We start from the raw sequence: 15,768 nt of genomic DNA, 5'->3' as shown, positions 1-15,768 counted from the left end.
CCCTCTCAGCCCAGCAGGACGTCGTCGTCGCCCAGCCGCTTCAGCTCGCGGTAGAGGATGGCGAGGCCGGTGACGATGGCGACGGCGGACACGGTGGCGTCGATCAGGACCAGCGTGTCCTTCTCGGCGCGGGCCTTCTTCAGCCGCTTGGCGACGCCGATCGCGCCGAACGCGGTCCCGGCCATGGACAGGTACGTGCCGGACTTGGACTTCTTGAAGCCCTTGGCCTTGGTCAGTGCACTCACAGCGACGGAGCCTCCTCGATCAGCGGATGACCCCACTTTTCCACGAAGGCGGCCTCGACGGCGGCACCGACCTTGTACAGGCGGTCGTCCTTCATGACCGGGGCGATGATCTGCAGTCCGACCGGGAGGTTGTCCTCCGGGGCGAGACCGCACGGCAGCGACATGGCCGCGTTGCCCGCCAGGTTGGTCGGGATGGTGCACAGGTCGGCGAGGTACATCGCCATCGGGTCGTCGGCGCGCTCGCCGATCGCGAAGGCGGTGGTCGGGGTCGTCGGGGAGACGATGACGTCGACCTTCTCGAACGCCTTGTCGAAGTCCTGCTTGATGAGGGTGCGGACCTTCTGGGCGCTGCCGTAGTAGGCGTCGTAGTAGCCGCTCGACAGGGCGTACGTGCCGAGCATGATGCGGCGCTTGACCTCGGGGCCGAAGCCCGCCTCACGGGTGAGGGAGGTGACCTCCTCGGCCGAGTGGCCGCCGTCGTCGCCGGTACGCAGGCCGTAACGCAGGCCGTCGAAGCGGGCGAGGTTGGAGGAGCACTCGGAGGGCGCGATCAGGTAGTACGCCGACAGCGCGAGGTCGAAGGACGGGCAGTCCAGCTCGACGATCTCGGCGCCGAGCTCCCTGAGCAGTTCGACGGACTCGTCGAACCGCTGGATGACACCGGCCTGGTAGCCCTCGCCGCGGAACTGCTTGACCACGCCGACGCGCATGCCCTGGACGCTGCCGTTCCGGGCGGCCTCGACGACCGCCGGGACGGGCTCGTCGATGGAGGTCGAGTCGAGCGGGTCGTGCCCGGCGATGACCTCGTGCAGCAGCGCCGCGTCCAGCACCGTCCGGGCGCAGGGGCCGCCCTGGTCCAGGGAGGAGGAGAAGGCGACCATGCCGTACCGCGACACCGCGCCGTACGTCGGCTTCACGCCGACGGTGCCGGTGACGGCGGCGGGCTGGCGGATGGAGCCGCCGGTGTCGGTGCCGATGGCTAGCGGGGCCTGGAAGGAGGCGAGCGCGGCGGACGAACCGCCACCGGAGCCGCCGGGGATCTTGGTGAGGTCCCAGGGGTTGCCGGTCGGGCCGTAGGCGCTGTTCTCGGTGGAGGACCCCATGGCGAACTCGTCCATGTTGGTCTTGCCGAGGATGACGACGTCGGCGGCCTTGAGGCGCTTGGTGAGCGTCGCGTCGTACGGCGGGATCCAGCCCTCGAGGATCTTCGAGCCGACGGTCGTGGGCACGCCCTCGGTGGTGAAGATGTCCTTGAGCGCGAGCGGTACGCCGGCCAGCGGGCCGAGCTTCTCGCCCTTGGCGCGCTTCTCGTCGACGGCGCGGGCCTGGGCGAGGGCGCCCTCGCGGTCGACGTGCAGGAAGGCGTGCACCTTCTCGTCGACGGCCTCGATGCGGGCGAGGTGGGCCTCGGTGACCTGGACGGCCGTGAGCTCGCCGGAGGCGATCCTGGCGGCGGTCTCGGCGGCCGTGAGCTTGATGATGTCCGTCATGGCTTGTTAGTCCTCCCCCAGGATCTGCGGCACCTTGAAACGCTGCTGCTCCTGGGCCGGGGCGCCGGAGAGCGCCTGCTCGGGGGTGAGCGAGGGACGGACCTCGTCCGGTCGCATGACGTTCGTCAGCGGGAGCGGGTGCGAGGTCGGCGGTACGTCTTGGTCGGCGACCTCGCTGACGCGGGCGACCGCGCCGATGATGTCGTCCAGCTGGCCCGCGAAGTGGTCGAGCTCTTCGGGCTTCAGCTCCAGACGCGCCAGCCGGGCGAGGTGGGCGACCTCCTCGCGCGTGATGCCAGGCATGCAGCGATCCTCTGGGGTGAGTGAATGTGGTGTGGCCCAATCCTATGGGGCCGGGGGCCGTGCCCGTGAAACGGTTTGCCGCCGGGCCCGCCCGTCAGCGGCGCTCGTCCCAGACCTCGCTGCGCAGGAAGTGGTTGTCGTACCGCTCCTGCACCTCCAGGAGGCTCTCCGGGGTGGCCTCGCCGAGGCGGATGCGCTGGAGGTGGCGGAAGTACTCGAAGCGTTCGACGCCGGGCGTGATGACGATGAGGAGGTCCGCGTCGGCCCCCGGGACGGCGGCGAACGCGTGCGGCCTGCCGGGCGGGACGATGACGAGGTCGCCCGGGCCGGCGGTGACGACGTCGTCGCCGGAGAGGATCTCCGCGGCGCCGTCGAGCAGGAAGAACATCTCGGCGGAGTTGTCATGCCAGTGCGGCTTGGCGCCGTCGGCGCCTGCCGTGAGCGTGACCCGCTGGGTGGACAGGGCGCCACCGGTCGCACTGCTGTCGGCCAGCAGGCGGACGGTGGTGGGAGCCCGGCCGACGATCTCGGCGTCCGCCTCGCGGACGATCACGGTCTCGTCGAACTTCGGCACGAACAGCGACATCTTCCGACCCCCTGTTGTCGGTGACCACGCGGTCAGACGGCGAAGAGCAGTGCTGCACTGATCAGCACGACCACGGCCGTGGCGGAGCACTATCAGTGTGTCGAACAGCGGCACGAGTGCCACGGCGAGCATGAACCAGGCCTCGGCGCGGGCACCGACGAAGACCAGCAGCGCCAGGCCCACCACTCCGAAGGTGCCGTCCCTCAGGCCCTTGACCGAGAGGTAGGCACCGGCGTCGCCGTCGGGGCGGGCCGGGGCGGGCCGGAACAGGAAGCGGTAGGGACACACACCGCACCTGCCGGAGGGCGCGTACGGCAGGCGCCGCGAACTGCCGATCGGGCACTTCGCGGCGGGGGCGAGCTGAGGACGCGAGCTGGCGCGTGGGGGCCGCCGACGGCATGGGCCGGGCAGGCGGCAGACGCACGGGGCGCAGGGGGGCGGGCGTCCCAGGGGGAACGCCCGTTTGTCCGCCGGCACGAACGGGTGGGGCGGTCGGCCCGGCGGGCTAGTCCTCGGTGGCCGCTGCCGGGAGGGCGGCGCGGGGGCGCTGCCAGCCGCGGGAGCCTCGGGCGCGGAGCCAGGCCGTCGTCTCGTCCGGGGGCATCGCGGCGGCGACCAGCCAGCCCTGGACGGCGTCGCAGCCGAGGTCGCGCAGGCGTTCCCAGGTCTCGTCGTCCTCGACGCCCTCGGCGACGACGAGCAGGCCGAGGGAGTGCGCGAGGTCGACCGTGCAGCGCACGATCTCGGCGTCCTCGGTGTCGACCGCGAGCCGGGCGACGAACGAGCGGTCGATCTTCAGCTCGCTGACCGGGAGCCGGCGCAGGTGCACGAGCGACGAGTAGCCCGTGCCGAAGTCGTCGAGGGACATCTTCACGCCGTGCCCGGTCAGCCCGTTCAGGGTGTCGGCGGCGCGCTGCGGGTCCTCCAGGAGGACGTGTTCCGTTATCTCCAGTTGGAGCGCTCCCGCGGGCACACCGTGCCGTGCCAGCCGGGCGGCGACCGAGCCGGCGAAACCGGGGGTGTGGACGTCGCGCGGGGAGACGTTGACCGCGACCGGGACGAACAGTCCCTGTGCCCGCCAGCGTGCGACCTGGCCGAGCGCGGTCTCCAGGACGTACTCGGTGAGGTGGGGCATCAGGCCCGAGGACTCGGCGATCGCTATGAACTCGTCCGGCGGCACCTTGCCCCGCTCGGGGTGCACCCAGCGGACCAGGGCTTCCAGACCCGCGACCTGCCCGTCGAAGCGGACCTTCGGCTGGTAGTGCAGTTCCACCTCCTGGGCGTCCAGCGCCCGGCGGAGGTCCCCCAGCAGGCCGAGCCGGTCCGGGGTGTTGGAGTCGCGCTTGGACTCGTAGACCTCGACGCCCGTGCGGTCCCGCTTCGCCTGGTACATCGCCACGTCCGCGCGCCGCAGCAGCCCCTCGGCGTCCAGGGCGTGGTCGGGGAAGACGGCGACTCCGGCGCTGGCCTCCAGGACGAGGGTGAGGCCGTCGAGGTCGAGCGGGGAACTGAGCGCGGTGACCAGGTTGCGGGCGACCCGGGTCGCGGACGTCGTGGAGTCCGCGACGGGCAGTAAGACGGCGAACTCGTCCCCGCCGAGCCGGGCGGCCTCCGCCCCGCGCGGCAGCGCCACCCGCAGCCGGTCGGCGATCTGCAGCAGCAGCCGGTCACCGGCCAGATGACCGAGGGTGTCGTTGACCGACCGGAAACGGTCGAGGTCGATCAGCATCAGTGCGGCGCGGGCGTCGATGCGTTCGGCGTCGTCCAGCGCGGTCCAGATGCGCTCCAGCAGCCACTGGCGGTTGGGCAGCCCCGTCAGCGGGTCGCGCAACTGTTCCTCGGCGCGGGCCCGGGCTATCCAGAGCGTGGAGTCCAGCGCGATGAGCGGGATGGAGAACAGCGGCAGCAGGATGGGCTTGGCCACGGCCACCACGCACACCAGCGGCGCGATGCCCAGCAGCGCGACCGCGACCAGACCCTGTCTGACCAGGGCGGTGCGGGCGACGGTGGGCAGGCCGGGGCGCGGGGCGTGCAGGTACCAGAGCAGGACACGGCTGACGGCCAGGTAGGCGAGGGCGACCAGGGCCACTTCGGGCGCGGTGTAGAGCGTCCAGCTGTCCGGGTGCGAGGGGGACTCGACGGACGGAACGGACCCGAAGGCGCCCAGCACCAGGGCGCCGGCGCCGATGCCGAGGAGGTCGACCGCCCCGTGGAGGATGCCCTGGCGCCAGCGGTTGCGGCGGGCGACGCCGACCAGCACGACGACCGTGAGGCTGACCATGCCGGCCGGCAGCCAGCCGTAGAGCAGCAGCACGGCGAGGGTGAGGGCGGCGCCCGAGCCGGTGCCGCCCCACCAGCGGGAGCGGCCCAGCATGACCAGATGGCCGACGATGATGCCGGTCAGCACGGCCAGCGCCCAGCCGGCCGTGCCGGACGGGAAGAGCGCGTGGCCGGCGGTGAAGGCGCGGTAGAAGCCGGCGCCCAGGACGAAGCCGGCCGCAGCGACGACCGCCGCGGGCAGCGCGGGCCAGGAATGGTGACGTTCGGTGTCCGCGTCCGGGCCCACGCCCGTCAGCCCGGGGGCGTGTTCGGTGACCGGCTGGGTGGCGCCGCGGCCGTCCGCGGCGCGCCCCCCGACACCGCGCGCGTCCGCGGTGTACTGTCCGACGGCGCGCACCTCCACGCCCGGACGCCCCGCCGGCCGTCCGGCCCCACGGACTGCGCGCCATACGACCGCCATGCGGCGCAGGCGCAGCCGTGAGCCCGGCACGGCGCTCTCGGTCGGTTCCATTCCCGTCCCTCTCACAGCCGGCGGTGCCCACGCCACGCGGCCCGGTGCCCGACAACCCTCGACGGCCCGCGCTGAAACCCGTCCCCGTGCCCCGCGCGAGCACGAAGATGCCCCGACCGCAGCTGGGCACGGCAGGCGCACATCTCAACAGTAGGCCGCAGAAGGCTTCCACGGGCAGCGGTCGCCGACGGTTGCCCGAATGCGCCCCGGCCACCCGTATGCATCTGGTATGCGCCGAACGGGTGGCCTTCAACCGCTACTCCTCGGCCGAAAGGGCGACTTCGGCCGCCGCGTCCGGTCCCTGCTCCAACAGGACCCCGAAACCGTCCTCGTTCAGGACGGGCACCTTCAGCTGCATCGCCTTGTCGTATTTCGATCCGGGGCTGTCACCCACCACGACGAAAGACGTCTTCTTCGAAACCGAACCGGTCACCTTCGCACCGCGGCTCTGCAGCGCCTCCTTGGCGCCGTCCCGGGTGAAGTGTTCGAGGGTGCCGGTGACGACCACGGTGAGACCTTCGAGCGGACGCGGACCCTCGTCCTCGCCGGTGCTCTCCTCCTCCATGCGGACGCCGGCGGCCTTCCACTTACGGATGATTTCGCGGTGCCAGTCCTCGGTGAACCACTGCTTGAGGGAGGCGGCGATGGTCGGGCCGACGCCCTCGGTGACCGCCAGTTCCTCCTCGGTGGCCTGGTCGATGCGCTCGATCGAGCGGAACTCGCGGGCCAGCGCCTCGGCCGCGACCGGGCCCACATGACGGATCGACAGGCTGGTGATGATCCGGGCGAGCGGGCGCTCCTTCGCCGCCGCGATGTTCTCCAGCATGGCCAGCGCGTTCTTGCGGGGCTTGCCCTCCTGGTTCGCGAAGATCGTGGCGACCTTCTCCTCACCGGTCTTCGGGTCGCGCTTGGGCAGACCGCTGTCCGGGTCGAGGACGTACGCCTTGATGGGCAGCAGCTGGTCGATGGTGAGGTCGAACAGGTCGCCCTCGTCCACCAGCGGCGGATCCTTCGGCTCCAGCGGAGCGGTGAGGGCGGCCGCGGCGACGTAGCCGAAGTGCTCGATGTCCAGCGCCTTGCGGCCCGCGAGGTAGAACAGGCGCTCGCGCAACTGGGCCGGGCAGGTGCGGGCGTTCGGGCAGCGCAGGTCGACGTCGCCCTCCTTCATCGGCCTGAGCGGGGTACCGCACTCGGGGCACTCGCTCGGCATCACGAACTCGCGCTCGCTGCCGTCGCGCAGGTCGGCGACCGGGCCGAGGATCTCCGGGATGACGTCACCGGCCTTGCGCAGCACCACCGTGTCACCGATGAGGACGCCCTTGGCCTTGACCACGTCCTGGTTGTGCAGCGTGGCGAATTCGACCTCGGAGCCCGCGACCGTGACCGGCTCGACCTGGGCGTACGGCGTGACCCGGCCCGTGCGGCCCACGCCCACGCGGATGTTGATGAGCTTGGTGTTCACCTCCTCCGGCGCGTACTTGTACGCGATCGCCCAGCGCGGGGCGCGCGAGGTCGAGCCGAGGCGGCCCTGGAGCGGGATCTCGTCGAGCTTGACGACCACACCGTCGATCTCGTGCTCCACGGAGTGGCGGTTCTCGCCGTAGTGGGCGATGAACTCCAGCATGCCTGGGAGACCGTCGACCACCCGGTTGTGCCGGGAGGTGGGCAGGCCCCAGGTCTTGAGCAGGTCGTACGCCTGCGAGAGGCGGGTCAGGCCCGTGAAGCCCTCCAGGGCACCGATGCCGTGGACCACCATGTGCAGAGGGCGGGTGGCGGTGACGCGCGGGTCCTTCTGGCGCAGTGAACCGGCCGCGGCGTTGCGCGGGTTGGCGAAGGGCTTGTCGCCGGCCGATACCAGCCGGGCGTTGAGCTCCTGGAACTTCTCCATCGGGAAGTAGACCTCGCCGCGGATCTCCACGAGGTCGGGGACGCGGTCGCCCTCGAGGCGCTCCGGGATCTCGGCGATCGTCCGGACGTTGGGCGTGATGTCCTCGCCGGTGCGGCCGTCGCCGCGGGTCGCCGCACGGGTGAGGCGGCCGTGCTCGTAGGTGAGGTTCACGGCGAGGCCGTCGACCTTCAGCTCGCACAGGAAGTGGTAGTCCTGCTCGCCCAGTTCCCTCGCGATCCGCTCCGACCAGGCGGCGAGCTCCTCCTCGTTGAAGGTGTTGTCGAGGGAGAGCATGCGCTCGCGATGCTCGACCGCCGTGAACTCCGTGGCGTACGCGCCCGCGACCTTCTGGGTGGGCGAGTCCGGGGTGCGCAGCTCCGGGTGCTCCTCCTCCAGCGCTTCCAGGGAACGCAGCAGTTGGTCGAACTCCGCGTCGCTGACGACGGGAGCGTCCTTCACGTAGTAGCGGAAGCGGTGCTCCTCGATCTGCTCCGCGAGGCGCGCGTGCTTCTCCCGTGCCTCGGCGGGCACCGTCGTCGTCTCCGCTTGCTTGTCGCCGGCCACCGTGTCGTCCTCCCGTTACTCTGGGTTGTCCGCGAGAGATCTCGCCGCCCGGACGCAGTGGGCGAGAGCCGTGCGCGCGTACCCCGGGGAGGCCCCCGCGAGTCCGCACGCCGGGGTGAGCGTGACCGCCTCCGCGAGAAGCCCCGGTGACAGCCCCAGCCTGCGCCACAGCGTCCTGACACCCATGACGCTACCGGCAGGGTCTGACAATGGGCCCTCGGTGCCCGGGACGACACCGGCGAAGAGCCGGGTGCCGCCCTCCACCGCCTCACCGATCGTCTCGTCGTCACGCTCGGTGAGCAGGGAGAAGTCGAAGGAGACGGCCGCCGCGCCCGCCCGGCGCAGCAGCGCGAAGGGCACGTCCGGTGCGCAGGAGTGGACGACGACCGGACCGTCGGGATGCACGGCGACGAGGTCACGCAGCGTGGCCTCGACGGTCTGCCGGTCGACGGACCGGTGGGTGCGGTAGCCGCTGGCGGTCTTCACCTGGCCCCGCAGGACGGCGGTGAGGGACGGCTCGTCGAGCTGGAGGACGAGGTGCGCGCCGGGGACGCGCCGCCGCACTTCGGCGAGATGCAGACGCAGGCCCTCGGCGAGGGAGGCGGCGAGGTCCCGGCAGGCACCCGCGTCGGAGAGGGCCGCCTCGCCGTTCCTCAGCTCCAGGTTCGCGGCGAGGGTCCACGGCCCGACCGCCTGGACCTTCAGCGGTCCCTCGTACTCCTGCGTGAACTCCTCCAGCGCGTCGAGGTCCTCGCCGAGCCAGGAACGGGCCCGCTTGGTGTCCCGCCCCGGCCGGTCGCCGAGCCGCCATCCGCTGGGCTCCACGCGCGCGTACAGCTCGACGAGCATCCCGGCGGTCCGCCCGATCATGTCCGCGCCGGGGCCCCGGGCGGGCAGTTCGGGCAGGAACGGGAAGTCCTCGAAGGTGCCGGTGACGGTCTTGGCGGCTTCTCGGGCGTCGCCGCCCGGCATGGACCCCACGCCGGTGGCGGCACCGAACCTGAACTGGCTGTCTTCACTCACCCGAGAAGCCTACGCAGCGACCGGGCCGGGGTCAGTTACCCGGTCGTACCGTCAGGTCGTTGACCTCCGCGTCCCTCGGCAGGTCCAGGGCCGTCAGGATCGTCGTGGCCACCGACTCCGGGTCGATCCACTTCGAGGCGTCGTACTCCTTGCCCTCCTGCTGGTGGACCTTGGCCTGCATGGGGCTCGCCGTACGGCCGGGGTAGACCGAGGTGACGCGTATGCCGCTCGCGTGCTCCTCGTGGCGCAGGGAGTCGGCCAGGGCCTTCAGGCCATGCTTGGAGGCGGCGTACGCGGACCAGCCGGCGTTCGCGTTGAGACCGGCACCGGAGTTGACGAAGACCACGTGCCCCCGGGCGGCGCGCAACTGCGGCAGGAAGTGACGGGTCAGCTCGGCGGGGGCGACCAGGTTGACGTTGAGCTGGTGGCGCCAGGTCTTCGGGGTGAGGTCGCCGACCGGACCGAGGTCGACGACCCCGGCGACGTGCAGCAGCGAGTCCACCCGGTCCGGCAGTGACTGGTGGGAGAAGGCCCAGGAGAGCCTGTCCGGGTCGGCCAGGTCACCGACCAGGGTCTTCGCCCCGGGGAACTCCGCCGCCAGTTCCTTCGCACGGCCCGCGTCGCGCGCGTGCAGCACGAGATCGTCCCCGCGCGCGTGCAGACGGCGGGCCACGGCCGCGCCGATGCCGGAGCCCGCCCCGGTGATCACATGAGTAGCCATGTCCGCCATGCTCGCATCAGAGCCGGGTCACTCGATGCCCTGGCTCTCCTCCAGGTACGCCATGGCCCCCACCGGCTCCTCCGCGAAGAACACCAGGTCGGTGAGCGGGCGGGGCAGGAAGCCCTCGTCCTCCATGCGGCGGAACTGCTCCTTCAGGCCGTCGTAGAACCCGGCGGTGTTGAGCAGGACCACCGGCTTGTCCGTGTGGCCGTGTTTCTTCAGCTCCAGGATCTCGGTCGCCTCGTCGAGCGTGCCGGTGCCTCCCACCATGATCACCACGGCGTCGGCCTTCTCCAGGAGCAGCCTCTTGCGCTCGGCCAGGTCCTTGGCCACCACCATCTCGTCGACGCCCGGACGGGCCTTGGCCGCGAGGAACTGCACGGAGACGCCGGCGAGCCGCCCGCCCGCCTCCTGCACCCCGTCGGCGACGACCTTCATGAGGCCCACGTCGGAGCCGCCCCACACCAGCGTGTGACCGCCCTTGCCCAGCAGCTTGGCGAACTCCCGCGCGGGACGGGTGTAGCGCTCGTCGAGATCGGCGGCGGACAGGAAGACACAGATGTTCATGGGCCCACCGTACGGGTCCGGTCGGCCGTCGCGACGACCCGTATTTTCGACTGCCGGTGCGGGAGCCGTTCCCAGTCGTCCATGAACCGGGCGTCCAGTCCGTGCCGCGCGGCGATTTCGATCAGCGTCGCCGTCCGGTAGTAGAAGTCCTCGCGGAGCACCTGGTGCTCCTCCCCCTCGGTGCGGTCGAAGGTGAAGTCGAAGAAGCCGCCGGGCGCGAGGATCCGTCCGACGTGGGCGAAGCACTCCTCGATGACGTGCGGCGGAGAGTGCGAGAAGACACTGTGCGCGTGCACCACGTCGAAGTGCGCGTCGGGCAGGAAGGCGAAGGTGAGGTCGTCGGCGAGCGCCAGGTAGGGCAGCTTGGACTGGAGGTTCTCGGCCACGAGGGTGTCCTGGGCGGCGAGCAGGATGTGCGGCGATATGTCGATGCCGTAGTAGTGCCCGGCGTCGAGGTGGTCGATGAACAGCCGCCCGGCGCGCAGGTTGCCGCAGCCGATCTCCAGCATCCGGTGGTGCGGCCGCAGGCCGTGTCCCACCAGGTAGTCGAACTGCATGCGCCCGATCCGCGCCCACGCCTCGCGCGACGGGTTGTGTCCCACCGCCGCCTCCGCGCTGCGCGCCGCGTCGGAGGCCATCACGGCCCGGTAGTACGCGATGTGGTCGCGGTACCGCAGCCGCAGCCAGGCGTCCCGCACCGCACGCCGGGCGTGCGCGGGCACCCGTTCCGGGTGGCGCAGGGCGTACCGGATCTGGTGGGTCAGGGCGCTGCGGTTCCTGGCGGGTTCCGTGGCTCGCATGGGACCTCCTGCGGCAGGGGAAGAACTCCGCTTCAGCGTGCGCTGTACCGGAGGAGTCGGCTACCCAAGGAGGGCGATCGTGACCACCGGGCATCGCATCACCATCGAGCCGAGCGGGCGGCACGTACGCGTGGTGCACGACGGGCAGGTACTGGCGGAGAGCGACCGGTCGCTGGTGCTGCGCGAGACGGGCTGTCCCGAGCGGTACTACGTCCCGGCCGAGGACGTACGCATGGACCTGCTGACCCCGTCCGGCACGCACACGCACTGCCCGTTCAAGGGGACCGCGTCCTACTGGTCGCTGCCGGGCGCCGCGGACCTCGTCTGGGCGTATCCGGAGCCCAAGCCGGAGGTCGCGGAGATCAAGGACCACCTGTGCTTCTACGAGGTGGAAGTGTTCTGATCGGCGGACGCGCCGCTCGCCTCACCGATGAACACCGCGCCGTGCGGCAGTCTGCACAGACATGGACAAGAAGATCCTTTCGCGCGACGGCACCCGCATCGCCTTCGAGAGCACCGGCCAGGGTCCCGCTGTCGTCCTGGTGAGCGGCGCGATGTCGACGGGCGGCACCCTCGCGCCCCTGGCGGTGTCGCTCTCGGAGCGTTTCCAGGCCGTCGTGTACGACCGCCGGGGCCGTGGCGCCAGCGGCGACACGGCGCCGTACGCCGTGGAGCGCGAGGTCGAGGACCTGGCGGCGGTGATCGAGGCGGTGGGCGGCGAGGCGTGCCTGTACGGCATCTCGTCGGGCGGGGCGCTGGCGCTGGAGGCGGCGGCGAGCGGGCTGCCGGTGCGGCGGGTGGCGGTGTACGAGACGCCGTTCGCGATGACCGAGGAGGGCGCCGAGGAGCGCGCGGAGTACACCGGGCGGCTGCGGGAGGCGCTCGGTGAGGGGCGGCGCGGGGACGCGGTCGAGCTGTTCCTGCGGCTGACCGGCCTGGCCGAGGGCGTCATCCAGGGTGCCCGCCAGTCCCCGATGTGGGCCGGCATGGAGGCCATCGCGCCTAGCCTCGCCTACGACGACGCCGTGATGCGCGACGGCCGGGTCCCGCGCTCCCGGCTGGCCTCCGTCGGCGTCCCCGTCCTGGCGGTCGCGGGCGAGGCCAGCCCGGCCTGGCTCCGCGAGGCGGCCCGGGCGATCGCGGACTCCGTCCCGGAGGGGGCGTACCGCGCCCTCCAGGGGCAGACCCACATGGTGGAGCCGAACGTGCTGGCGCCGGTGCTGCTGGAATTCTTCTCGCGGGACTGAGCGGGGCGGGGTCAAGGCCAGGGTCGAGAACCCCCTGTCAGGCCACGCCCGCCGGGGTCCGCTTGGTCGAGGCGATCGTCGCCGAGCCGACCACCCGTGTGCCGTCGTACAGGACGATCGCCTGGCCGGGGGCGACGCCGCGGACCGGCTCGGTGAAGGCGACCTCCAGGGTGCCGTCGGTCAGCTCGGCGGTGACCTCGGTCTCGCCGCCGTGGGCGCGGAGCTGGGCCGTGTAGGTGCCGGGGCCGGTCGGGGCGACGCCGCACCAGCGGGGCTTGACGGCGGTGAGGGCGCTGACGTCCAGGGCGGAGGCCGGGCCGACGGTCACCGTGTTGTCCACCGGGGAGATGTCGAGGACGTAGCGCGGCTTGCCGTCGGGGGCGGGGGTGCCGATCCTGAGCCCCTTGCGCTGGCCGATGGTGAAGCCGAAGGCGCCCTCGTGCGTGCCGAGCTTCGCTCCCGACTCGTCGACGATGTCGCCCTCCGCCTTGCCGAGCCGGTCCGCGAGGAAGCCCTGGGTGTCGCCGTCGGCGATGAAGCAGATGTCGTGCGAGTCGGGCTTCTTGGCCACCGCCAGGCCCCTGCGCTCGGCCTCCGCGCGGATCTCGTCCTTGGTGGTGACGGTGTCCCCCAGGGGGAACATCGCGTGGGCGAGCTGCCGGTCGTCCAGCACGCCGAGGACGTACGACTGGTCCTTGGCCATGTCGGAGGCCCGGTGCAGCTCGCGTGTGCCGTCCTCGTGCGTGATCACCTTGGCGTAGTGGCCCGTGCAGACCGCGTCGAAGCCCAGGGCCAGCGCCTTGTCCAGCAGCGCGGCGAACTTGATCTTCTCGTTGCAGCGCAGGCAGGGGTTGGGCGTGCGTCCGGCCTCGTACTCGGCGACGAAGTCCTCGACGACGTCCTCACGGAAGCGGTCGGCGAGGTCCCACACGTAGAACGGGATGCCGATGACGTCGGCGGCGCGGCGGGCGTCGCGTGAGTCCTCGATGGTGCAGCAGCCCCGCGCGCCCGTGCGGAACGATTGCGGGTTGGCGGAGAGCGCGAGGTGGACGCCGGTCACGTCGTGGCCCGCCTCGGCCGCACGGGCGGCGGCGACGGCGGAGTCGACTCCGCCGGACATGGCGGCCAGGACACGGAGGGGACGGGAGCGCTGCGGGGTGTCAGTCATAGCCCCTCCAGGGTACGGGTGCGCGGGAACCAGGGCCCGCGAGTATCCGTTGACGATCACATGGGAGAGCGGAAGGCCTCGAAGGACGGCGACCGGAAGGTCGGGCGCCGCGCGTTGCTGGTCGGCGGGCTGGCGGCAGCGGCGGGCACCGCCATGCTGGCCAGGGACGAGCTCGCGCGCCTGTGGTGGCGGACCCCGGGCGTCGAGAAGCCCCGCAAGGAGGGCGAGGTCGACTACGCGGGCGCGCGCTGGGTGGCGGCGTCGGACGCGAACTGGCGCCGGGCGGACCGGCCCGACGACTTCGGCATAGACATGGTGATCGTCCATGTCACGCAGGGCAGCTTCGACAGCGCGGTGAAGGCCTTCCAGGACCCGGGGCACAAGGCGGCCACGCACTACATCGTCCGCCAGGACGGGCACGTCACGCAGATGATCCGTGAGCTGGACGTGGCGTACCACGCGGGGAACCGCGACTACAACGAGCGCAGTGTCGGCATCGAGCACGAGGGCTTCGTGGACCGTCCGCAGGACTTCACGGACGAGATGTACGAGGCCTCGGCTCGCCTCACGGCCCGGATCTGCGCGCGGTACGACATACCCGTCGACCGCCGGCACATCATCGGCCACGTGGAGGTCCCGGGCACGGACCACACGGACCCGGGGCCGCACTGGGACTGGGACACGTACATGCGGCTGGTGCGTGCGGCGCGCACGGCCCCCGCGTAGGCGGTCACCAGGTCCCGGGCGGCGCGCTACGTCAGCCCCGCCGCCCTGGCCCGTTCCACCGCCGGGCCTATGGCCTTGGCCAGGGCCTCGATGTCGGCCTCGGTGGAGGTGTGGCCGAGGGAGAAGCGGAGGGTGCCGCGGGCCAGGTCGGGGTCGGTGCCGGTGGCGAGGAGGACATGGCTGGGCTGGGCGACGCCGGCGGTGCAGGCGGAGCCGGTGGAGCACTCGATGCCCTGGGCGTCGAGCAGAAGCAGCAGGGAGTCGCCCTCGCAGCCGGGGAACGTGAAGTGCGCGTTGGCCGGGAGGCGCCCCTCCGGGTCCGGGTCGCCGCCGAGGATCGCGTCCGGCACCGCCGAGCGGACCGCGGAGACCAGGGCGTCGCGCAGGGCGCCGATCTCGCGGGCGAACCACTGGCGCTGCTCGGCGGCCAGCCGCCCGGCGACCGCGAAGGAGGCGATGGCGGGCACATCGAGGGTGCCGGAGCGCACATGCCGCTCCTGGCCGCCACCGTGCAGGACGGGGACGGGGGTGTGTTCACGGCCGAGGACCAGGGCGCCGACGCCGTACGGGCCGCCGATCTTGTGGCCCGTCACCGTCATCGCGGCGAGGCCGGAGGCGGCGAAGTCCACGGGGATCTGGCCGAAGGCCTGGACGGCGTCCGAATGCAGGGGAACACCGAACTCTGCGGCGGTGTCGGCGAGTTCACGGATCGGCAGGATCGTCCCGATCTCGTTGTTGGCCCACATGACGGTGGCGAGGGCCACGTCGTCGGGGTCGCGGGCGATCGCCTCGCGCAGGGCGTCCGGGTGGACGCGGCCGTGGGCGTCGACCGGGAGGTACTCGACGGTGGCGCCCTCGTGTTCGCCGAGCCAGTGCACTGCGTCGAGGACGGCGTGGTGCTCGACGGGGCTGGCGAGGACGCGGGTGCGGGCCGGGTCGGCGTCGCGGCGTGACCAGTAAAGGCCCTTGACGGCGAGGTTGTCGGCCTCCGTGCCACCCGAGGTGAAGACGACTTCGCTGGGGCGGGCGCCGAGGGCTTCGGCGAGGGTCTCGCGGGCCTCCTCGACGGTGCGGCGGGCCTGTCGGCCGGATGCGTGGAGGGAGGACGCGTTGCCGGTGGCACCCAGGTGGGCGGTGAGCGCCTCTGCCGCCTCCGGGAGCATGGGGGTGGTCGCGGCGTGGTCGAGGTAAGCCATGGTGAGCCCGATTCTACGGCTCCCCCGGGAGCGGCCTCAGGTCAAGGCCGGCCGAACCTGGCGTGAGGTGAACCGCTTTCCCGCGCGGCCGCGACCCGTCGTCCCCGGGTCGGCCGCGGCTCGTCGGCGGGCGGTTGTCCGACGACGGCTCAGAAGCTCCACGAGATCGAGCTGTCCGCCTGCATGAACGCCACCAGGACCAGCAGGTCGGCGACGCCCAGGGCCAGTCCCAGGTAGGCACGGCCGCGGCGCTTGGTGCCGCGCCACAGGGCGACGCCCGCCAGCACGATGGCGACGGGGCCGAGGAAGATGTTGAGGACGAGGAGGCCGAGCAGGCCCAGGACGAAGGACGCGACGGCCATGCCGTCGGTGTCGCGGATGCCGGTGCGGCGCGTGGCCGGAGCGGTGAGCTGCATGGTGATCGACTCCCGGTGATCGGGTCGGTGGAGAGAT

At 72.0% G+C, this 15,768-nt stretch carries 16 protein-coding genes and 1 pseudogene; 3 read left to right on the top strand and 14 right to left on the bottom strand.

Annotation, left to right across the window (positions count from 1 at the left end; genetic code table 11):
* Positions 1–5: 5 nt before the first annotated feature.
* The 11 genes and pseudogenes from ABZ016_RS21610 to ABZ016_RS21560 form a co-directional block, all read right to left on the bottom strand.
* Positions 6–245: a hypothetical protein gene (locus ABZ016_RS21610; RefSeq protein ID WP_003993134.1), complete on the bottom strand. Its 240-nt coding sequence runs from the start codon at positions 243–245 to the stop codon at positions 6–8.
* Positions 242–1,735: an Asp-tRNA(Asn)/Glu-tRNA(Gln) amidotransferase subunit GatA gene (gene gatA, locus ABZ016_RS21605; protein WP_356918267.1), complete on the bottom strand. Its 1,494-nt coding sequence runs from the start codon at positions 1,733–1,735 to the stop codon at positions 242–244. The genes ABZ016_RS21610 and gatA overlap by 4 nt, the downstream gene beginning before the upstream one ends.
* A gap of 6 nt (positions 1,736–1,741) precedes the next feature.
* Positions 1,742–2,038, bottom strand: a complete 297-nt coding sequence (gatC, locus tag ABZ016_RS21600) for an Asp-tRNA(Asn)/Glu-tRNA(Gln) amidotransferase subunit GatC (RefSeq protein WP_031117542.1) — start codon at positions 2,036–2,038, stop codon at positions 1,742–1,744.
* A 94-nt stretch (positions 2,039–2,132) separates the two neighbouring features.
* Entirely contained in the window at positions 2,133–2,624 is a 492-nt protein-coding gene (locus tag ABZ016_RS21595; protein ID WP_356918334.1) for a cupin domain-containing protein, read from the bottom strand.
* A 123-nt stretch (positions 2,625–2,747) separates the two neighbouring features.
* A pseudogene (locus ABZ016_RS21590) lies at positions 2,748–2,912 on the bottom strand (hypothetical protein); the annotation flags it as partial.
* A gap of 217 nt (positions 2,913–3,129) precedes the next feature.
* Complete coding sequence (locus tag ABZ016_RS21585; protein ID WP_356918266.1) at positions 3,130–5,415, bottom strand: bifunctional diguanylate cyclase/phosphodiesterase; 2,286 nt, start codon at positions 5,413–5,415, stop codon at positions 3,130–3,132.
* 256 nt (positions 5,416–5,671) lie between these two features.
* Positions 5,672–7,867, bottom strand: coding sequence for an NAD-dependent DNA ligase LigA (gene ligA, locus ABZ016_RS21580; RefSeq protein WP_356918265.1), 2,196 nt, complete (start codon positions 7,865–7,867; stop codon positions 5,672–5,674).
* 15 nt (positions 7,868–7,882) lie between these two features.
* Positions 7,883–8,890 (bottom strand): methionine synthase, encoded by a 1,008-nt coding sequence (locus ABZ016_RS21575; RefSeq protein ID WP_356918264.1) that lies wholly within the window; start codon positions 8,888–8,890, stop codon positions 7,883–7,885.
* Positions 8,891–8,921: 31 nt separating this feature from the next.
* Positions 8,922–9,620 (bottom strand): SDR family oxidoreductase, encoded by a 699-nt coding sequence (locus tag ABZ016_RS21570; RefSeq protein WP_356918263.1) that lies wholly within the window; start codon positions 9,618–9,620, stop codon positions 8,922–8,924.
* Between the two features lie 18 nt (positions 9,621–9,638).
* Positions 9,639–10,178, bottom strand: a complete 540-nt coding sequence (locus ABZ016_RS21565) for a TIGR00730 family Rossman fold protein (protein ID WP_356918262.1) — start codon at positions 10,176–10,178, stop codon at positions 9,639–9,641.
* The gene (locus tag ABZ016_RS21560) at positions 10,175–10,978 is read right to left on the bottom strand and encodes a class I SAM-dependent methyltransferase (protein ID WP_356918261.1); all 804 of its coding nucleotides are present in this window, start codon (positions 10,976–10,978) and stop codon (positions 10,175–10,177) included. Before ABZ016_RS21560 ends, ABZ016_RS21565 begins: the two co-directional genes overlap by 4 nt.
* A gap of 79 nt (positions 10,979–11,057) precedes the next feature.
* Between ABZ016_RS21560 and ABZ016_RS21555 the strand changes: the two genes are divergently transcribed.
* Both ABZ016_RS21555 and ABZ016_RS21550 read left to right on the top strand, forming a co-directional pair.
* Positions 11,058–11,381 (top strand): DUF427 domain-containing protein, encoded by a 324-nt coding sequence (locus ABZ016_RS21555; protein WP_356918260.1) that lies wholly within the window; start codon positions 11,058–11,060, stop codon positions 11,379–11,381.
* Between the two features lie 61 nt (positions 11,382–11,442).
* On the top strand, positions 11,443–12,225 hold the full coding sequence (locus ABZ016_RS21550) for an alpha/beta fold hydrolase (protein WP_356918258.1): 783 nt from the start codon (positions 11,443–11,445) through the stop codon (positions 12,223–12,225).
* Between the two features lie 37 nt (positions 12,226–12,262).
* On the opposite strand, the gene mnmA is transcribed toward ABZ016_RS21550, so the two are convergent.
* A complete protein-coding gene (gene mnmA, locus ABZ016_RS21545) occupies positions 12,263–13,393 on the bottom strand; it encodes a tRNA 2-thiouridine(34) synthase MnmA (RefSeq protein WP_356918257.1) in 1,131 nt (376 codons plus the stop codon).
* Between the two features lie 60 nt (positions 13,394–13,453).
* Here mnmA and ABZ016_RS21540 point away from each other — a divergent pair, with 60 nt between their 5' ends.
* Positions 13,454–14,119 (top strand): peptidoglycan recognition family protein, encoded by a 666-nt coding sequence (locus ABZ016_RS21540; protein ID WP_356918256.1) that lies wholly within the window; start codon positions 13,454–13,456, stop codon positions 14,117–14,119.
* 26 nt (positions 14,120–14,145) lie between these two features.
* Here ABZ016_RS21540 and ABZ016_RS21535 read toward each other — a convergent pair whose 3' ends face one another.
* Both ABZ016_RS21535 and ABZ016_RS21530 read right to left on the bottom strand, forming a co-directional pair.
* Positions 14,146–15,315 (bottom strand): cysteine desulfurase family protein, encoded by a 1,170-nt coding sequence (locus ABZ016_RS21535; protein WP_356918255.1) that lies wholly within the window; start codon positions 15,313–15,315, stop codon positions 14,146–14,148.
* 149 nt (positions 15,316–15,464) lie between these two features.
* Positions 15,465–15,731 (bottom strand): DUF4190 domain-containing protein, encoded by a 267-nt coding sequence (locus ABZ016_RS21530; protein ID WP_356918254.1) that lies wholly within the window; start codon positions 15,729–15,731, stop codon positions 15,465–15,467.
* Between the last annotated feature and the right edge of the window lie 37 nt (positions 15,732–15,768).

This window comes from Streptomyces sp. NPDC006372 (assembly GCF_040612515.1).
Lineage (GTDB): Bacteria > Actinomycetota > Actinomycetes > Streptomycetales > Streptomycetaceae > Streptomyces.
Note: the sequence above shows the minus strand (reverse complement) of the source record. Positions and strands in the feature narration are given on the sequence as shown.